Source organism: Streptomyces sp. NPDC054887 (genome assembly GCF_053610585.1).
The window spans coordinates 1-19,133 of sequence record NZ_JBSGYQ010000093.1; the positions used below are offsets into that span (position 1 = coordinate 1).

Genomic DNA, 19,133 nt, shown 5'->3' on the forward strand with positions numbered 1-19,133 from the left:
GGGCTACGTACGCCGACTACGGGTTCAGCGGCTTCGGCAGGGGCTCGCCGTACCAGAGCTCCACCAGGCGGGCGGCGATCGAGATGCCCGACGGGGGCAGGATCTCGCCGCTCTCGATGGCGCGGCGCAGGTCGTCCCTGGAGAACCAGCGCGCCTCCTCGATCTCCTCGCCGTCCACGTTGATCTCGGACGACGTGGCGCGCGCCATGAAGCCCAGCATCAGGCTGGAGGGAAAGGGCCACGGCTGGCTCGCGACGTACTCGACCCGGCCGACGGTGACGCCCGCCTCCTCGAAGACCTCGCGCGCGACCGACTCCTCGATCGTCTCGCCCGGCTCCACGAAGCCCGCGAGGGTCGAGAAGCGGCCTTCCGGCCAGTGCACCTGACGGCCGAGGAGTGCCCGGTCCTCCTCGTCGGTGACCAGCATGATCACGGCGGGGTCGGTGCGCGGGTAGTGCTCGGCGCCGCACGCCTGGCAGCGGCGGATGTGCCCGGCCGCCGCGATGACGGTGCGCTCGCCGCAGCGTGAGCAGAAACGGTGCAGCCGCTGCCAGTTCTCCAGGGCGACGGCGTGGACCATCAGGCCGGCGTCGCGCGGGTCGAGCAGCAGCCCGGCCTCGCGCAGGCCGGCGGGGCGCGCCGACTGGTCCATGCGGCCCGGCAGGGAGTCCTTCTGGAGCGCGAAGTAGCTGACGCCTTCCTCGTCCGTGCCGAGGAAGTAGCGGTGCGTCTCGGTGACCGGGGCCTCGAACGCCGGGGTCATCACGAGCTCGGTGCGCCCGTCCGGGGTGTCGTCGATCAGCGCCTGCCCGCCGGAGACCACGAAGACGCGGGTCGTGGGGTGGCTCCAGGCGGCGGCCAGCCATGCCTCGTCGAGGCGGTGGTGCGCTGCGCGGTCGATGCCGCTCGGGGCGGTGAGCCCGATGGGCCGGTCCGGGACGCCGGGCGCGCTGTCCGAGCCGTTGCGACCATCCGAGATGTCGCTGTTGCCCGAGTTGAGCACGTTCGTCGTGGTGCCAGTGGTCGCCGAGGTGTCAGTGGTGTCCGTGGCCGCCGTGGTCGCCGTGCTGTCCGCGGTCGGTGCCGTGTGGTCGGTCGAGGTGCTCACAGGTACTTCCAACTCCCCCTGGTGGATTCGGACGGTCTTGAGGTTCAGGAGGCGCGCCAGTGCGCCGCGAGGTCGCCCCACAGGTAGGCGGTGGTTTCGACGCCCTTGAGCAGCAGGTCGAGCTCGACCTTCTCGTTGGGCGAGTGCCAGCCGTCGGACGGTACGGAGACGCCCAGGAAGAGCACCGGCGCACCGAGCAGGTCCTGGAGGTCGGCGGCGGGTCCTGAGCCCCCCTCGCGCGTGAAGAGGATCTTCTGGCCGAAAGCCCGGCCCATGGCCCGTACGACGGACTGGAGGGCGGGGTGGTCGAGCGGCGTGAGGCACGGGCGGGTGGCGGCGCCGAACGTGATCTCGTGGCGGATGCCGGCCGGGACGCGCGACGCGGCCCAGTCGGCGACGGCGCGCTCGATCTTCTCCGGCTCCTGCCCCGCGACCAGGCGGAACGACAGTTTCAGGTGCGCGGAGGACGGCACGACGGTCTTCCCGCCGGGGCCCTGATAACCGCCGCCGATGCCGTTGACCTCGGCGGTCGGGCGGGCCCAGACGCGCTCCAGGGTCGTGTGGCCCGCCTCGCCGAGCGTGGCCCGCGACTTGGCCGTACGCAGCCATGCGGCCTCGTCGAAGGGAAGCTCGGCGAAGAGTGCCCGCTCGCGGTCCGTGAGTTCGACGATGCCGTCGTAGAAGCCGGGGACGGTGACGCGCTCGTTCTCGTCGTGGAGTGCGGCGACCAGGCGGGCGGCGACGGTGGCCGGGTTGGGGACGGCCCCGCCGAAGGACCCGGAGTGGATGTCCTGGTCGGGCCCGTACAGGTCGATCTCGCAGTCGGCGACCCCGCGCATGCCGGTGCAGACGGTCGGGGTGTCCTCGGACCACATGCCGGTGTCGGAGACGATCACCGCGTCGGCGGCGAGGCGCTCCGCGCGCTCCTCGACGAGGGCGCGGAAGTGCGGCGATCCGGACTCCTCCTCACCCTCGACGAGCAGCTTCAGGTTGACGGCGGGCGCGCTGCGGCCGGTGGCGGCGAGGTGGGCGCGTACGCCGAGGGTGTGGAAGAACACCTGGCCCTTGTCGTCGGCCGCGCCTCGGGCGTAGAGCCGGCCGTCGACGATCTCCGGTTCGAAGGGGTCGGTGTGCCAGCCGTCCTCGCGGGCGGCGGGCTGCACGTCGTGGTGCCCGTAGACGAGCACGGTGGGGGCGTCGGGGTCGCCGCTGGGCCACTCGGCGAAGACCGCCGGGGCGCCCGCGGTCGGCCAGATCTCGGCGACCGGGAACCCGGTCTCCCTGAGCTTCCCGGTGAGCCATTCGGCGCTGCGGCGCACGTCGGCGGCGTGGTCCGGCTGCGCCGACACGGACGGGATGCGCAGCCACTCGGCGAGGTCGCCGAGGAAGGCATCGCGGTGCGTGTCTATGTACGTGCGGACGACGCTGTCCGGGGTGTCGCTCATGGCCCCGAGCCTATCCGGCCCTCGGACCGGGCTCGTCCAGGAGGATCCGTTCCAGCTCGGCACGGCCCGGGAGACGGGCCGGACGTGCGACTTCTCCGGTGCGTACGTAGAGGAACGCGGCGCCGACGGATTCGAGGGGCAGGTCGTACTGCTCCGCCCAGGCGAGGCGGTAGACGGCCAGCTGGAGGGGGTCGGCGGCACGGGTGCGGCTGGTCTTCCAGTCGACGATCTCGAACGCGCCGGTCTCCTCGTCGCGGTACACGGCGTCTATGCGGCCCCGGACGACGCGGCCCGCGAGGGTGAGGTGGAAGGGGGCCTCGACGCGGTACGGGGTGCGGCGGGCGTACGGGGTGCGGTCGAACGCCTCCTTGAGCGCGGCCAGGTCGCGCTCGTCCGCGATCTCGGCCTCCGTCTCGTCGCCGCCGGGCAGCTCGTCCGGGCCGAGCATGGGCAGCGGCAGTTCCTCGAAACGCGACTCCACCCACGCGTGGAACCGGGTTCCGCGCCGGGCCGCGGGCTGGGGCGGGCGCGGCATGGGGCGGGCGAGCTCCTGGGCGAAGCCGTCGGGGTCGGCGGCGAGGCGCAGGAGCTGCGACGCGGTGAGAGACGGCGGCACGGCGACGTCCCGCGTGGTGGCCCGCGCCCGGCGCAGCTCGCCGGCGAGCGCGTCGAGGTCCCGGTCCCACGAGGCGACGGCACGCGCCTCCTCCGGGGTGAGGGGCCCTACCGGCGACTCCGTACGGGGGCGGGGGGCACGATGCTGGGCGTCCGCGGCCCCGGACGACGGGGGCCTGCCTGGGCTGTGCTGAGGCGCGGGGGCGGCTTCCGGCGACTCCGACGGTGACCTGCCCGGGGGCCGGGCGCCGGGCTGCGGCGCATCCGACGGCGACGCGCCGGGGGGTGTGTCCGTGGGGTGCGGGCGGGCGTGTACGGCGTCGTGGTGCGGGGCAGAGGGGGCGGCGTCGTGAAGCGGCGCCGCGTGCGCGTGGGCGCCGTCACCGCCGGCCGTCTCCGCCCGGGCGTGCGACCGGGCGCTGGGCACGGCACCCGGCGGCAGGGAGGTCGGGCGGTGAGTGTCCTCGTCCGCCGGGTTGGTGTCGTCTTCTCCCGTGCCGAGCGGAGGCTCGGCACGGTCGTGTGACGGGGTGCCGGTCTCGACGTAGGCCCTGACCTCGTCCCGCCGGCCCGTCTCGGAGGCCGCGCTCCGAGCGGCACGGGTCCCTGCCCCGGCCCCGGTCGGGCGTTCCGTGAGCAAGGTGTCCCAGTCGGCCGGGGGTGCGTCGTGCTCCGGTTCGAGGTCGGCCTCGAAGTCCGGTTCGAAGTCTGCCGCGAAGTCCGGTTCGAAGTCGGCGTCGAAGTCCGGCTCGTAGGCCGGTTCGACATGCGGATCCACAGGCTGGTCGGAGCCGGTGGGCGGCTCCGCCGCCTCCGGCTCGTCGGTCCCCGCCGTTGCCAGGGCCCTTAGGTGAGCCATGACCGTCTCCGCCGCCCGGCGGCGGCGGGCCAGCGAATCCGGGTCCAGCGGCAGCGGCCAGGCGCGGTCCGTCGCCGCCTCGCGCAGGGAGGGGTTCTCCTCGTCCGGCGCCGGTTCGTCCGCCCACGCCTCGATCTCGCCGTAGCCGGCCGCACAGTGGTCGTACAGCGCCCGCAGGAAGCCGGAGGGCCCGCGCGGCTTCTTCTGGGTGGGGCCCCACCAGTGGCCCGAGCCGAGCAGTAGCGAGCGGGGCCGCGTGAACGTGACGTACCCGAGGCGCAGCTCCTCGGTGTGCTGGTGCGCCTTCATCGCGTCCTTGAACGCCTTGACGCCCTTCGCGTCCCAGTCCTCGACGTCAGGCAGCGTCTTCGCGTCGCCGCGCAGCGCGTGCGGCAGGACTTTCGCCTGGGAGGTCCAGGCGTCGCGCGACTGCTCGCTGGGGAAGTGGCCGGTGACCAGGCCCGGCACCGCCACGACGTCCCACTCCAGGCCCTTGGACTTGTGGGCGGTGAGGACCTTGACGGTGTTCTCGCCGCCGGGCAGTGCGTTGTCCAGGCCCTTCTCGTACTGGGCGGCGGTCCGCAGGAAGGCGAGGAAGGCCAGCAGGCTCGCCTCGCCGTCGAGTGCGGCGAAGCCCGCGGCGACGTCCAGGAAGTTGCTGAGCGTCTCGCGCCGGCGGGCGGCCAGGGCGTGCGGGGACGCGGACAGTTCCACTTCGAGACCCGTCGTGGCGAGCACCCGGTGCAGCACGTCCATCAGCGGGTCCGCGAGCGAGCGCCGCAGATCGCGGAGCTCGGCCGCGAGGCGGGCGAAACGGACCCGGGCGTCCGCCGAGAAGGGCAGGCCGTCGTCCGGACCGCCGCCGGACTCCAGGAAGGTGTCGAGCGCGTCCGCCAGGGACACGACCTCCGCCGGGTCCACTCCCTCGACCGCCTCGGCCAGCCTGCCGTCGGGGTCGGCGTCGGGGTCGGCGCCCGGCGCGCGGTGGACGAGCAGGCGGGCGCGGCGTCCGAGCAGCGCCAGGTCGCGGGGCCCGATGCGCCAGCGCGGTCCGGTGAGGATCCGTACGAGCGAGGCGTTGGCGCCGGGGTCCTGGAGGACTTCGCAGACGGCGACCAGGTCCGCGACCTCCGGGAGGTGGAGCAGGCCGGAGAGACCGACCACCTCGACCGGTACGTCGCGGTCCACGAGCGCGCCCTGGATCTCGGCGAAGTCGCCCGCCGTACGGCACAGGACGGCGATCTCGCCCGGCTCCTTGCCCGTACGGACGAGGTGGGCTATCGAGTCGGCCAGCCACGCGATCTCCTGCGCGTGGGTGGGCAGCAGGGCGCAGCGGACGATGCCGTCGCGTTCGGCGCCCGGGGCCGGGCGCAGGGCCTCCACGCCCTCGTGCATGGCGCGCAGGGGCACGGCGAGGCCGTTGGCGAGGTCGAGGAGGCGGCCACCGCTGCGGCGGTTCTCGCTGAGCGAGTAGCGGGCGGCGGGGCTTCCGTCGGCGTACGGGAAGTGGGCGGGGAAGTCGTCGAGGTTGGCGACGGACGCGCCGCGCCAGCCGTAGATCGCCTGGCAGGGGTCGCCGACGGCCGTCACCGCGTGCCCGGTGCCGCCGCCGAACAGCCCGGACAGGAGCAGGCGCTGGGCGACGGACGTGTCCTGGTACTCGTCGAGCAGGACGACCCGGAACTCGTCGCGCAGGATCCGGCCGGCCTCCTCGCTGGTGAGCGCGAGTTCGGCGGAGAGCGCGATCTGGTCGCCGAAGTCGAGGAGGTCGCGGCTGCGCTTGGCCTCGCGGTAGCGGGCGGTGAGGTCGAGGAGTTCGAGGCGGGCGGCGGCCGCCTCGGGGATCTTGCGCAGGTCGGCGTTGGAGAGCCTGACGGACGCGAGGGTGTGCAGCAGCTCGCTGTCGTACGTCGCGAGGCGGGCCGGCTTCACCAGGTGCTCGGCCAGCTCCGCGTCCAGCGCGAGCAGGTCGCTGACCAGGGACGGGAACGACTTGGTGAGCGCCGGGTACGGTCCGGGCGCCTCCCGCAGCACCCGTGCGGCGAGCTGGTAGCGGGTGGCGTCGGCGAGCAGGCGGGCGGTCGGTTCGACACCGATGCGCAGACCGTGTTCGGCGAGGAGCTGCCCGGCGAAGGCGTGGTACGTCGAGATCCTGGGCTCGCCGGGAGGGTTGTCGGGGTCGATGACGTCGGGGTCGGTCACCCCGGCGCGCACCAGCGCCTTGCGGACGCGCTCGGCCAGCTCACCGGCCGCCTTGTTGGTGAAGGTGAGCCCCAGCACCTGCTCGGGCGCGACCTGCCCCGTGCCGACCAGCCACACGACGCGCGCGGCCATGACCGTCGTCTTGCCCGAACCGGCTCCGGCCACGATGACCTGCGGGGCGGGGGGTGCGGTGATGCACGCCATCTGCTCCGGGGTGAACGGGATGCCGAGGAGCTCTTTGAGCTCCTCGGGGTCGGTGATTCGGGCTGACACTCCAGAGAGGCTAGCCGCCCCCACCGACAACCACGTCCCGTGAGGCGGCGGCCACCCGCCGCCATGGGTCCCGGCGTGCGGCCCCGGGCTACTCGACGACGTGGCGTCCCTCCGGCTGAGCGCTGCACGAGGCGCGGAACGCGCAGTGGGTGCAGTGCTGGCCGGTCGCCGGGCTGAAGCGTTCGTCGAGTACGCGCCCGGCGGCGGTGGCGAGGAGATCGCCGACCCACTCCCCCGCCAGGGGCTCCTGCGCCTGGATCTTGGGCAGCGCGTCGCCGCCGTCCTTCTTGGCGGCCGCCTGGCGCAGCTGTACGAGTTCGGCGCCGCCGGGCTCGGGGCGCGTTCCCCCGAACGCCTCGTCCACGGCTCCTTCCCGTACGGCGAGCTGGTAGACGGCGAGCTGCGGGTGGCGGGCCACCTCCTCGCGCGTGGGGGCCGCCTTGCCGGTCTTGAAGTCGACGACGTAGGCGCGTCCCTCGGCGTCCGTCTCGACGCGGTCCATGGAGCCCCGGATGCGGACCTCGTACGCGCCGCCCGCCTCCAGCGTCACGTCGAAGTCGTGCTCGGTGGCCACCGGGGTGCGGCCGCCGCGGTCCATGACGTGCCATTGGAGGAAGCGTTCGAGCGCCACGCGCGCGTGGTCCTTCTCCTGCCGCGATTTCCAGGGGGCGTCGAAGGCCAGCGCGTCCCACACGGAGTCGAGGCGTTCCATGAGCACCGCGAGGTCGGCGGGCGTACGGCCCGACGCGACCTCGTCGGCGAGGACGTGCACGACGTTGCCGAAGCCCTGGGCGGCGGTCGCGGGTGCGTCCGCCTTGACCTCGCGTCCCAGGAACCACTGGAGGGAGCACGTGTTCGCGAGCTGGTCCAGTGCGCTTCCCGAGAGCGCCACGGGCTGTTCGCGGTCGCGCAGGGGAACGGCGCTGTGCGTCGGGTCGTACAGGCCCCACCAGCGGTACGGGTGCGCCGAGGGGACCAGCGGCTGGCCGTCCTCGTCCGCGAGCGCGGCCAGTCGTGCCAGGCGGCGGGCGGCGGCGTCGCGCAGGGCCGGGGTCGCCGCCGGGTCGACGGTGGTGGCGCGCAGCTCCGCGACGAGCGCTGCCACGGCGAGGGGGCGGCGGGGGCGTCCTGTGACGTCCTTGGGTTCGACGCCGAGTTCGGTGAGGAAGCGGGAGGGCTGGTCGCCGTCGTCGGCGGGCGCCTTCACCGCGGTGACGACCAGGCGGTCGCGGGCGCGGGTGGCGGCGACGTAGAAGAGGCGGCGTTCCTCGGCGAGGAGGGCGCCGGGGGTGAGGGGCTCGGCGAGCCCGTCGCGGCCGATCCGGTCCGCTTCGAGGAGGGAACCCCGGCGGCGCAGGTCCGGCCACAGCCCCTCCTGCACACCGGCCACGACGACGAGCCGCCACTCCAGCCCCTTCGAGCGGTGCGCGGTCATCAGGCGTACGGCGTCGGGGCGTACGGCCCGCTTGCCGAGGGTGTCGGCGGCGATGTCCTGGGCGTCGAGCTCCGCCAGGAAGTTGAGCGCGCCCCGGCCTCCGGAGCGCTCCTCGGCGCGGGCCGCGGTGTCGAACAGCGCGCACACCGCGTCGAGGTCGCGGTCGGCGTTGCGGCCGGCCGCGCCGCCGCGCAGGGCCGCGCGTTCGAGGCGGCCGGGCCAGGGGGTGCCGTCCCACAGCTCCCACAGCGCCTCTTCGGCGGTGCCGCCCGCTTCCAGGAGGGTGCGGGCCCTGCGCAGGAGCGCGCCGAGACGCTGGGCGCCGCGGGCGTACGCCGGGTCGTGCGCGGCCAGGCGCTCCGGTTCGGCCAGGGCGCGGGCGAGCAGCTCGTCGGAGGGCGGGGGCAGACGGTTCCCGGCGGCGCGCTCCTCGTCGCGCAGGGCGCGGCCGAGACGGCGCAGGTCGGCGGTGTCCATGCCGGCGAGCGGCGAGGCGAGCAGCTCCGCGGCCACCTCGGTACTGATCCAGGTGGTGACGGACGGCGGCGTGCGGCTCCCGTCGGCCGCGGCGCCCTGCCCTTCGTCGGCGGGTACGGAACCGGGCGCGGGCTCGGGGTCCGCGCCACTCTGCGGCCCGGCGTCGGCGTTCCCGCCGGTCCCGGCTCGGGTCTCCTGCGGAGCACCGGCGCGTACGGGGCCCTCGGCGGGCTCCGGGTCTGCGCCGCCCTGCGGCCCGGCGTCGGCGTTGCCGTCCGCCCCGGCGTCACCGTCCCGGCGCCCCTCGACGGAAGCGGCGTACTCGTCACCGCCCGAACCGGCGGCCGACCCGGCGCCGGGCGCCCCCTCACCGGCGGCTCCCCCGTCGCCGGCCGCCCCCGCCACCGCCGCCTCGGCCACTGCCCGCAGAGCTGTCAGGAGGGGGGTCACGGCGGGCTCGTGGCGCAGGGCCAGGTCGTCGCCGTCGATCTCCAGGGGGACGCCCGCGGAGGTGAGGGCCCGTCGTACGGCGGGGATCGTACGACCGCCCGCGCGGACCAGTACCGCCATGTCGTTCCACGGCACGCCCTCCTCCAGGTGGGCGCGGCGCAGGATGTCCGCGATGTTGTCGAGCTCGGTGCCCGCCGTCGGGTACGTGTAGACCTCGGTGCGGCCCCCTTCGCGTACCGGGACCAGCTCCCTGTGCGCCCGTACCTTCTCCGCCGGGAGACGCGTCAGGGGCATCCGGCGGGTGAGCAGGCGGGTGGCCGCCAGGAGGCCCGCTCCCGAGCGGCGGGAGGTGGTCAGCACCTCCACCGGGGAAGGGCTTCCGTCCGTTCCCCGGAACGTGTCCGGGAAGTCGAGGATGCCGCCGACGTCCGCTCCCCGGAACGCGTAGATCGACTGGTCGGGGTCGCCGAACGCCACCAGGGTGCGGCCCGAGCCTGCCAGCGCACGCAGGAGGCGGACCTGTGCGGGATCGGTGTCCTGGTACTCGTCCACGAAGACCGCGTCGTACCGCGCGCTGAGCCGCCCGGTCAGCTCCGCCTGCTCGGCGAGCAGCACCGCGCGGTGGACCAGTTCGGCGTAGTCGAGGACGCCCTGCATGTCGAGTACGTCGAGGTACTCGGCCAGGAAGGCCGCCGCGGCCTTCCAGTCGGGCCGCCCCGTACGCGCCGCGAACGCTCCCAGGGAGTCGGGCCCGAGTCCCAGCTCGCGGCTGCGCGCCAGTACCGCGCGCACCTCGTCGGCGAAGCCGCGCGTCGTGAGGCAGGCCCGCAGTTCGTCCGGCCAGTGGACGGGCGCGGTCCGGCCGTCGCGCTCCAGGTCGACGTGGCCCGCGAGCAGCTCGCGCACGGCGACGTCCTGCTCGGGGCCGGACAGCAGACGCAGGGGTTCGCTGAAGAGGTCGCTGTCCTGGTGCGCGCGGACCAGGGCGTAGCAGAAGGAGTGGAAGGTGGTCGCCTGCGGCCCGTACGCGCCGCCGAGCCGCAGCGCCATCCGGTCGCGCAGTTCGACCGCCGCCTTGCGGCTGAACGTGAGCACCAGGACGCGCTCCGGGTCGGCCCCCTTGGCCACGCGCGCGGCGACCGCCTCCACCAGGGTCGTCGTCTTGCCGGTGCCCGGTCCTGCGAGGACGAGCAGCGGCCCGCCGGCATGGTCAACCACGGCACGCTGTCGTGCGTCCAGAAGAGGAGGGTCCACGGGGCCCGGCCGGGTACGCACCAGTCGGTACGCGCCCGGAGTCCGCTGCCGCGCCTGGAGGTGCGGCGGATGCCAGGCGGACATCGCGGTACCGGAGGCACTCGCGGTACCCGGGGTACCTGGGGGAAGGGAGGAGCTCACGTGGATCGCCGGTCCTGGTGGGTGTACGGGGTGACTTGCCGCCTGGCGCGGGGCGCGGTGCCCGGGGGACGGACGGTGGGCGCGTGCCGCGTCCGCACGACGCTACGCCAGTGGACGCCCGGGACGCAGCGGCTCCGCTCCCTGTCCCGCCCCGCGGCCCCGTCGGCGGCCCGTCCGGCGCCCCGTCCGGTCGGGGCTTCGCCCGCCGCGGCCCCGGATGCAGGAAGCTGTCAGGTGTGAGCTGTGTGAGTCGTGTGAGCTTGTGCACTTCCGCCGGAGCCGGCCGCTCCGCCGTTCCACCGCGCCTGCTTCATGTCCAGCCGCGGTACGTGGGTCCCGGACTGCCGGGAGGCCGTCCGCAGGGGGGTTCCCTCCTCGCGGTAGTGCCCGAGCGCCCGCAGCTCGTGGCCGGGCAGCAGCACGCCGTCGGAGCGCACCACGCGCCACCAGGGGGCGCCGCCGCCGTAGAGCGCCATGACCCGCCCCACCTGGCGCGGGCCGCCCTCCTCCAGCCACTCCGCGACGTCCCCGTACGTCATCACCCGGCCGGGTGGAATCGCCTCGGCCACCTCCAGTACGCGTTCGGCGTACTCGGGGAGTTCGGGGACTTCCGGCTCGTCGCTCATCCGGTCCATCCTGCACCACGGCACCGACAGCGCACGCTGCTCCATGGGGCGTATCCCGCACCTTCCGTGCGCGTCACGCCCCCGCAATGCACCCTGATGCCCCCCTCTGTCATCCGGTCATGCCACCATCATCCGGGCGGTGACAGGTGATACGAGACCAAGAAGAAACGACGAAGGAGCAGGGAGTGCAGCCTCCCCCGGTGGCGAGCACCCCTGGCGCCGAGTCGCACCCTGACGCACCCGAAAGGCCCACCGAGACCATGGACAACGGGCCCGAGGGAAGCCACATCGACCGTGTCTCCGGCGACGAGCCGCTGCTCGCCGCGCGGGTGCACCGCCCCTCCGACCTGGTGCGACTCCTCGTCGGCGTGCTCGGCATCATCTGCGTGCTCGCCATCGCGGCCTTCGCGCACGGCACCGCGTCCGGGCTCGAGGAGGACATCAGCAAGGGAACGGGCCAGACGCCCGACGTCTTCATCAAACTGGCCGGCCTGGTCTCCAGCATCGCCGTACTGATCCTCCCCGTCGCCTTCGCGATCGAGCGGCTCATCAAGCGCGACGGGCTGCGGATCGCTGACGGCGTGCTCGCGGCCGTCCTCGCGCACGGTGTGGCGCTCGCCACGGACCTGTGGGTGGCCGAGTCGGCCCCCGAGACGATCAGGCAGTCGCTCACCCAGGCGACGGCGAGCGGGGAACTGACCGATCCCGTGCACGGCTACCTCGCTCCCGTCATCGCGTACATGACGGCGGTCGGCATGGCCCGCAGGCCGCGCTGGCGCGTGGCGCTGTGGGCGGTGCTGCTGCTCAACTCGTTCGCCGTGCTGGTCGGCCGGCAGACCACCCCGTTCTCGATCATCGTGACCGTGCTGATCGGCTGGACGGTCGCGTACGGGACGCTCTATGCCGTCGGGTCGCCCAACGTGCGGCCCACCGGGCAGACCCTCCTCGCGGGGCTGCGGCACGTCGGGTTCCGTCCGGTGACGGCGATGCGCGCCGAGGACGTGCCCGATTCGCCGGAACAGGGGGACCGGGGCCGCCGCTACCTCGTCACCCTGGAGGACGGACCGCCGCTCGACGTCACCGTCGTCGACCGCGAGCAGCAGGCACAGGGCTTCTTCTACCGCGTGTGGCGGCAGGTCACGCTGCGCGGCATCACCCAGCGCCGCTCGATCCAGTCGCTGCGCCAGGCCCTTGAGCAGGAGGCGCTGCTCGCGTACGCCGCCATCGCGGCCGGGGCCAACGCGCCGAAGCTGATCGCCACGTCCGAGCTCGGCCCGGACGCCGTCATGCTCGTGTACCAGCACCTGGGCGGCCGGTCGCTGGACTCGCTGCCCGACGAGGAGATCACCGACGAGCTGCTGCGCGGCGCCTGGCGCCAGGTGAAAGCCCTCCAGTCGCGCCGCATCGCCCATCGCAGGCTGGTCGGCGACGCGATCCTGGTGGATCGTTCCGGCAGGGTGATCCTGACCGATCTGCGCGGCGGTGAGATCGCCGCGGGCGACGTCGTCCTGCGGATGGACGTGGCGCAGCTCCTGACGACGCTCGGGCTGCGCGCGGGCGCCGAGCGGGCCGTGGCCGCCGCCGTGGAGGTGCTGGGCCCCGACGCGGTCGCCGACAGCCTTCCGCTGCTCCAGCCGATCGCGCTGAGCCGCTCCACGCGGGCGACGCTGCGCAGACTTGCGCGTGAACGGTCGCAGCGTGAGCGCGAGGCGGTGATCGAGGCGTCGCACGCCGCGAAGGCCGAGCGGGGCGCGGACGAACCGGCCGCGCCCGCCGTGCGCAAGGACGTACGGGCGGAGAAGAAGGCCGAGAAGGACGCCATAGAGGAGGCGCTGGAGCAGGCGCGGGAGGAGGACCTGCTGTCGCAGATCCGCCACCAGGTGCTGCTCATCCGTCCCCAGGCGCTGGTCGAGCCCGCCCGTCTGGAACGCATCCGGCCGCGCACGCTCGTCAGCATCATCGCCGGCGCGTTCGTCGCGTACTTCCTGATCTCGACGCTGATGGCCAACGACGTCAGCGACGCGATCGCGACGGCGGACTGGCGGTGGGCCGCGGTGGCCGTGCTGTTCTCCGCGCTGAGCTACCCGGCGGCCGCCATGAGCCTGCTCGGCTTCGTACCGGAGAAGGTGCCCTTCTGGCGCACCGTCGGGGCGCAGGTGGCCGGTTCCTTCGTGAAGCTGGTCGCGCCGGCGGCGATCGGCGGTGTGGCGCTGAACACCCGCTTCCTCCAGCGCGCGGGGGTGCGTCCCGGGCTGGCGGTGGCGAGCGTCGGAGCGTCGCAGCTGTTCGGTCTCGCCAGCCACATCTCGCTGCTGATGGTCTTCGGCTACGTGACGGGCACCGAGCGGACCCCCACGCTGTCCCCGTCCAGGACGGTGATCGCCGGGCTGCTGACGGCGGCCGTGCTGGCGCTGGTGGTGACGGCCGTGCCGTTCCTGCGCCGGTTCGTGGTGACGCGGGTGCGGTCGCTGTTCGCGGGTGTCGTGCCGCGCATGCTCGACGTGCTCCAGCGGCCCCAGAAGCTGATCACCGGCATCGGCGGGATGCTGCTGCTGACCGCCGCGTTCGTGCTGTGCCTGGACGCGTCGGTGCGTGCCTTCGACAGCGACGTCCAGCTGAGCTACGCCACCATCGCGGTGGTGTTCCTGACCGCCAACGCGCTGGGCTCCGCCGTGCCGACGCCCGGCGGTGTCGGCGCGGTCGAGGGCGCGCTGATCGCCGCTCTGACGCTCGCCGGTCTCGGGGGCGGCGTCGCGACGTCGGCGGTGCTGCTGTACCGGCTGCTGACGTTCTGGCTTCCGGTGCTGCCGGGGTGGCTGTTCTTCAACCATCTGACGCGCAAGGGCCAGCTCTAGCGGGACGGGCTCCGTGGGCGTACGCCCACGGGTCCGCCGGGGAACCATCCCGGACGCGTCCGGGGACGGGCCGGTCCCGTGTCCGGGGACGGGCCGGTCCCGTGTCCGGGGGACGGGCCGGTCCCGCGTACGCCGTCCGAATGGCGCTCCCGGGGCGCACGCTCCCGCGCCCCGTCGCACGATGGACGCATGCCGACCTCCGCCGCCCTGCGTGCCACGGCCGTCCTCGCCGCCACCGCCGTTCTCGTGTCCCTCGCCGGCTGTTCCGACGACGGCGACCAGGGGAAGGACGCGGGCGGCGACAACGGCCTGGCGGCCCAGAAGCTCAGCTGGACGCAGTGCCCCGCGCCGTCGGCGGCCGAGGGCGGCGGCCCGTCCCCCTCGCCGCTCCCGGGCGGGGCCGAGTGGCAGTGCGCCTTCATGGACGTTCCGCGGGACTACGCGCAGCCCGACGGCGAGACGATCGAGCTGGCGCTCGTACGGGCGAAGGCCCGCGACCCGGAGAACCGCATCGGGTCGCTCGTCTTCAACTTCGGCGGTCCCGGCGGCTCCGGGGTGACCGGCCTGCCCTCCCTGGCCGCCGACTACGAGCGCCTGCGCTCCCGCTACGACCTGGTCAGCTTCGACCCGCGCGGCGTCGGCCGCAGCGTGGGCGTCCAGTGCCAGGACGACAAGGAACTCGACGCGTACTACGCCGAGGACAGCACCCCGGACGACGCCGCCGAGGAGAAGACCGTCATCGACGGCCTGGAGAAGTACTCCGCCGCCTGCGAGGACAACTCGGGCGAGGAGCTGCCGTACGTCGGCACCGCCAACGCGGCCCGGGACATGGACCTCCTGCGGCAGGTACTCGGAGACGACAAGCTGCACTACTTCGGCATCTCGTACGGCACCGAACTGGGCGGCGTCTACGCCCACTTGTTCCCCAAGAAGGTCGGCAGGGCGGTCTTCGACGCGGTCGTCGACCCCACGCAGTCCTCCGAGCAGGGGTCGCTGGGCCAGGCCAAAGGCTTCCAGCTCGCTTTCGAGAACTTCGCGAAGGACTGCGTGGCGCGCGGCGACGAGTGCGCGCTGCCCGGCAACGACGTGCGGGACATCGAGGAGTTCGTCGTCGGCCTGCTGAAGCGGCTCGACGGGAAGCCCGTCAAGGGCATCGGCGACCGCGAGCTGACCCAGACCCACGCCGCCAACGGCATCATCCAGACCCTCTACTCCAAGGAGTACTGGAAGTACCTGGAGCAGGGCCTCGACGAGGCGGACGGCGGCAACGGCGAGCTGCTGCTGAGCCTCTCCGACTCCCTCAACGGCCGGAACCCCGACGGTTCGTACAGCAACATCGGCGCCGCGAACGCCGCCATCAACTGCGTGGACGACAAGGCGCGTTTCGACCTCGCGCAGACCAAGGCGAAGCTGCCCGAGTTCCGCGCGGCCTCGCCCGTCTTCGGCGAGTTCCTCGGCTGGGGGCTGCTGGGCTGCTCCGCGTGGCCGGTGGAAGGCCAGCGGGACACGCCCGATGTGAGCGCGCCCGGCTCGGCCCCCATCCTGGTCATCGGGACCACCGGCGACCCGGCGACGCCCTACGCGGGCGCGAAGAGGATGGCGCGGGAGCTCGGCGGGGGTGTCGGCATCGAGCTGACGTACAAGGGCGAGGGCCACGGGGCGTACAACGGCGGAGACGCCTGCGTGCAGCGGGCCGTGGACGCGTACCTGCTGAGGGGCAAGGTGCCGGCCGACGGGACGGTGTGCCCGTAGGGCGGTCCGTGGGTTCGCCGGGCGGACGGGTGACCGCCCGTCCGGGCGCCGGACCGTACGGCGGACGGGGCGGCCGGGGCGTGGGCGACTGCCGGCGGACTTGACGCGGGCGAACGGACGTCGGCGGACGGGCAAGGGGACTGTCAGTGGGGCCGCCTAGGATTGCGAATCTGCATTCGAGTCGGTTCGAGTCGAGTTCGACTCCAGGGTCTTGGTGGGGGGCCACGATGGCGCATCTCGTACGGGCGGCCGCCCTGGCAGCCGCCGCGCTCCTCACGGTGGGTGCGGCCACCGGCTGCGGCAGCGGCGCGGGCCCGGCCGCCCCCACCGCCTCACCCGCTGCCCCCGCATCGGCCTCTGCCCCGTCGGCCGCTCCCACCGGCCCGGGCTCCGCCGGGGACGCCGACGACCGGCTGCCCGCCCTGCCCGCCAAACTCACCGGCCAGCGGCTGGACTGGAAGGCGTGCGCCGCGCCGGACAGGGCCGGCGGCGCCCCGGCGCCCGGCGGCGGCTGGCGGTGCGCCACCCTCACCGCGCCCCTGGACTACCGCGACCCGGGCGGTGCGACGATCGGCATCGCGCTGATCCGCTCGAAGGCCACCGACAGCGACCGCCGCCTCGGCTCGCTGCTGTTCAACTTCGGCGGACCGGGCGGCTCCGGGGTCGCGGCGATGCCCGGGCACGCACCGGGCTTCGCCTCCCTGCACACGCGGTACGACCTGGTGAGCTTCGACCCGCGCGGCGTCGCGGCGAGTTCCGCCGTCGTCTGCCGCGACGACCGGCAGACCGAGGCGTCCTTCCGGCTGGACGCCACCCCCGACACGCCCGCCGAGGAGAGGGCCTACCTCGACGACGCGGCCGCCTTCGGCGCGGGCTGCGCCAAGCGTTCCGGCACGGTCCTGCCGCACGTCGGGACGAGCAACGCCGCCCGCGACATGGACCTGATCCGCCAGGTCCTCGGCGACAGGAAACTGAACTACTTCGGCTTCTCCTACGGCACGGAGCTGGGCGGCACGTACGCGCACCTCTTCCCCCGCAAGGTCGGGCGCATGGCGCTGGACGCCGTCGTCGACCCGTCGGCGGACTTCGTGCGCCACTCCCGCAACCAGGCCCTGGGGTTCCAGCGCGCCCTCGACCACTACTTCGTGAGCACCGGCTCCTCCGCCCGGTCCGGCACCGCGCGGGTCGTGCGGCTCCTGGACCGGCTCGACGGGAAACCGCTGCCGACCGGTACAGGCCGTCCGCTCACGCAGAGCCTCGCGATCACCGGCATCCTCTCCCAGCTCTACAGCGAGGACAGCCGGCCCACTCTCACCCGGGCCCTGCGCGAGGCGCACAGCGGCGACGGCCGCACGCTGCTGCGGCTCGCCGACGCGTACAACAACCGTGACGCGGCCGGGCGGCACGGCACGGACCAGCACGCCCAGCGGGCCATCCACTGCGCCGACGCCAAGGGCCGCGTGAGCGGCGAGCAGGTCCGAGCGGAGCACCTGGCGGACTTCCGGAAGGTGTCCCCCGTTTTTGGTCCCTATCTGGCCTGGGACCTGGCCGGGTGGTGCGCCTCCTGGCCGGTCGAGGGCGAGCACGTGACCCCCGAGGTCGGCGCGAAGGGCGCTCCCCCGGTGCTGGTGATCGGCGGCAAGGGCGACTCGGCCACCCCGTACGAGGGCTCGCTGCGGATGGTCGAGGAGCTCGGCGAGGGCGTCGGCGTGCAGCTCACGTACGAGGGCGAGGGCCACGGGGCGTACCTGACGGGCAACGCCTGCATAACCGGCGCCGTGGACCCGTACTTCCTCGGCGGCAGGGTCCCGGCGCAGCGCACCACCTGTTCGTAGCGGCGAACGGGGCCGCTCCCGGCGTGTACGCGGTTCCCGTCCGCGCGCCACTGCCAGAGTGACCGTAAATCCCGAATGTCGGATTTGCGCGAAACAGGGAGAGTGGTCGTGGCACACGTACACGTGATTCTCAATCAGAAGGGCGGCGTGGGTAAATCCACGCTCGCCGTGAACCTCGCCGCCGTCACCGCAGACGTGCTCGGCGCCGGATCGGCGGGCGAGCGCCCGCCGGTGGTCGCCGTGTCGATCGACCCGCAGGGCTCCGCCGTGTGGTGGTCGGAACGGGTCGGCGACGGCCTGCCGTTCGACTTCGTCCAGGCGCACGACGACCTCCCCGGGCTCGCCGCCCTCGCCCGCATCCCGTCCGCCCAGCACGTCTTCGTGGACACGCCCGGCTGGCTCGACCTCGCGGGGACCGACGGCGGCGACCCGCTCGGCAGGGGGGCCGCCGCGGACGCGCTGCGGGCCGTCCTCGACAGCGCGCACGACGTCATCGTGCCGATCGAGCCGGAACCGCTGGGCTTCCAGCCCACGCAGCGGACCATCGAGCGGGTCGTGAAACCGCGCGGACTGCCGTTCCGCGTGGTCATCAACAACTGGGACCCGCGCGACGGCAAGGCCGACCTGGAGCAGACCCGCGCGTTCGTCGAGGCGCAGGACTGGCCCCTCGCACGCACCGTCGTACGCCACTACAAGCTGCACACCCGGGCCTCCGCGGACGGCCTCGTGGTCACCCAGTACGGCGCCAACCGCGTGGCGCTCCAGGCCCGGGAGGACTTCTTCCGCCTGGCCCTGGAGGTCGGTCTCGCGGTGATCCCGGCCCCCGCCAGGCCCGGGCGGGCGCGCCGCGCCGCCAAGAAGGCGGTGGTCCGCTGATGGGCCGCCGCACCGATCTCGCGACCCTGCTCACCCCGGGCGACGAGCCCGTGCCGCGGCCCGGGCGGGACACCTACCCGCTGACCGTGCCCGTCACGGACCTCGCCGAGAACCCCGACAACCCGCGCCACGAGCTGCGCGACCTGGACGGCCTGGCCGAGACGCTGCGCGAGCGCGGGGTGCTCCAGGCGCTCGGCGTCGTCTCCCGGGGCGCCTTCCTCGCGGCGCACCCGCAGCACGAGTCGGCCGTCGGCGACGCCCCGTACGTCGTGCTGCACGGGCACCGCAGGCTGGCCGCCGCCAAACTCGCCGGGCTCCGCGAGGTGCCGGTGCTCGTCCGGGAGGACGCGACCCGCACCGACGAGGACGCGCTGATCGAGAACGTCCAGCGCGACGACCTCACCGAACTGGAACAGGCGCAGGCCATCCAGGGGCTGATCACCTCCTACGGCTACTCGCAGCGGCAGGTGGCGGCCCGGATCGGCAAGACCCAGGGGTTCGTCTCGCAGCGGCTGTCGCTGATGCGGCTCCGGGAGGACCTTCAGGAGGCGCTGGCCGACGGACGGGTCTCGGTCGAGGACGCCCGGCGGATCGCGCGGCTGCCGCGCGACGAGCAGCGGCTGCCCGCCGCCGTGCGGGCGGACGACCCGCCGCCCGTTCCGAAGGCGCGGCGGCGGAGCGATTACGGCGTAATCACCCTCGACAGCAGGAGCACCCCCGAGGAGCTGGTCGACGTACTGCGCCGGAACCTGGCTCCCGCCGCGCTCGAAAGGGTCGCCGAGCTGCTGGCCGCCCGCCGCTGACCCACGTGTCGTCCGCCACCGGCGCCCGCTGACCCGCGTCCCGTCCGGCACCGGCACCGGCACCGGCACCGCGAGGTCGCCACCAGGCCGCGCCGGGCCGCCACCGGCACACGCGAAGGGGCCGCCC

At 74.0% G+C, this 19,133-nt stretch carries 10 protein-coding genes; 5 read left to right on the top strand and 5 right to left on the bottom strand.

The features are described 5' to 3' along the window. Positions 1-16 precede the first annotated feature (16 nt). From nudC to ACWGH0_RS32155, 5 genes are all read right to left on the bottom strand, one after another. On the bottom strand, positions 17-979 hold the full coding sequence (gene nudC, locus ACWGH0_RS32135; RefSeq protein WP_453407810.1) for an NAD(+) diphosphatase: 963 nt from the start codon (positions 977-979) through the stop codon (positions 17-19). A 173-nt stretch (positions 980-1,152) separates the two neighbouring features. Continuing rightward, positions 1,153-2,553, bottom strand: coding sequence for a dipeptidase (locus ACWGH0_RS32140; RefSeq protein WP_453407802.1), 1,401 nt, complete (start codon positions 2,551-2,553; stop codon positions 1,153-1,155). Positions 2,554-2,563: 10 nt separating this feature from the next. Beyond that, complete coding sequence (locus ACWGH0_RS32145) at positions 2,564-6,502, bottom strand: UvrD-helicase domain-containing protein (RefSeq protein WP_453407803.1); 3,939 nt, start codon at positions 6,500-6,502, stop codon at positions 2,564-2,566. A gap of 88 nt (positions 6,503-6,590) precedes the next feature. Further along, positions 6,591-10,202: a UvrD-helicase domain-containing protein gene (locus ACWGH0_RS32150; RefSeq protein WP_453407804.1), complete on the bottom strand. Its 3,612-nt coding sequence runs from the start codon at positions 10,200-10,202 to the stop codon at positions 6,591-6,593. A gap of 287 nt (positions 10,203-10,489) precedes the next feature. After that, positions 10,490-10,885 (bottom strand): MGMT family protein, encoded by a 396-nt coding sequence (locus tag ACWGH0_RS32155; protein WP_453407805.1) that lies wholly within the window; start codon positions 10,883-10,885, stop codon positions 10,490-10,492. A 260-nt stretch (positions 10,886-11,145) separates the two neighbouring features. Between ACWGH0_RS32155 and ACWGH0_RS32160 the strand changes: the two genes are divergently transcribed. The 5 genes from ACWGH0_RS32160 (at position 11,146) to ACWGH0_RS32180 (ending at position 19,006) form a co-directional block, all read left to right on the top strand. Next, on the top strand, positions 11,146-13,740 hold the full coding sequence (locus ACWGH0_RS32160) for a flippase-like domain-containing protein (RefSeq protein WP_453407811.1): 2,595 nt from the start codon (positions 11,146-11,148) through the stop codon (positions 13,738-13,740). A 189-nt stretch (positions 13,741-13,929) separates the two neighbouring features. Next, on the top strand, positions 13,930-15,492 hold the full coding sequence (locus ACWGH0_RS32165) for an alpha/beta hydrolase (RefSeq protein WP_453407806.1): 1,563 nt from the start codon (positions 13,930-13,932) through the stop codon (positions 15,490-15,492). Positions 15,493-15,719: 227 nt separating this feature from the next. After that, entirely contained in the window at positions 15,720-17,327 is a 1,608-nt protein-coding gene (locus tag ACWGH0_RS32170; protein WP_453407807.1) for an alpha/beta hydrolase, read from the top strand. A 108-nt stretch (positions 17,328-17,435) separates the two neighbouring features. Then, a complete protein-coding gene (locus ACWGH0_RS32175; RefSeq protein WP_453407808.1) occupies positions 17,436-18,203 on the top strand; it encodes a nucleotide-binding protein in 768 nt (255 codons plus the stop codon). Further along, on the top strand, positions 18,203-19,006 hold the full coding sequence (locus tag ACWGH0_RS32180; protein WP_453407809.1) for a ParB/RepB/Spo0J family partition protein: 804 nt from the start codon (positions 18,203-18,205) through the stop codon (positions 19,004-19,006). Before ACWGH0_RS32175 ends, ACWGH0_RS32180 begins: the two co-directional genes overlap by 1 nt. The last annotated feature ends 127 nt before the right edge of the window (positions 19,007-19,133 follow it).

Coding starts and splice junctions, on each gene's coding strand:
- ACWGH0_RS32160 (WP_453407811.1), top strand. CDS start 11,146: ATGGACAACGGGCCCGAGGGAAGCCACATCGACCGTGTCTCCGGCGAC.
- ACWGH0_RS32180 (WP_453407809.1), top strand. CDS start 18,203: ATGGGCCGCCGCACCGATCTCGCGACCCTGCTCACCCCGGGCGACGAG.
- ACWGH0_RS32155 (WP_453407805.1), bottom strand. CDS start 10,885: ATGAGCGACGAGCCGGAAGTCCCCGAACTCCCCGAGTACGCCGAACGC.
- ACWGH0_RS32170 (WP_453407807.1), top strand. CDS start 15,720: ATGGCGCATCTCGTACGGGCGGCCGCCCTGGCAGCCGCCGCGCTCCTC.
- ACWGH0_RS32140 (WP_453407802.1), bottom strand. CDS start 2,553: ATGAGCGACACCCCGGACAGCGTCGTCCGCACGTACATAGACACGCAC.
- ACWGH0_RS32165 (WP_453407806.1), top strand. CDS start 13,930: ATGCCGACCTCCGCCGCCCTGCGTGCCACGGCCGTCCTCGCCGCCACC.
- ACWGH0_RS32150 (WP_453407804.1), bottom strand. CDS start 10,202: ATGTCCGCCTGGCATCCGCCGCACCTCCAGGCGCGGCAGCGGACTCCG.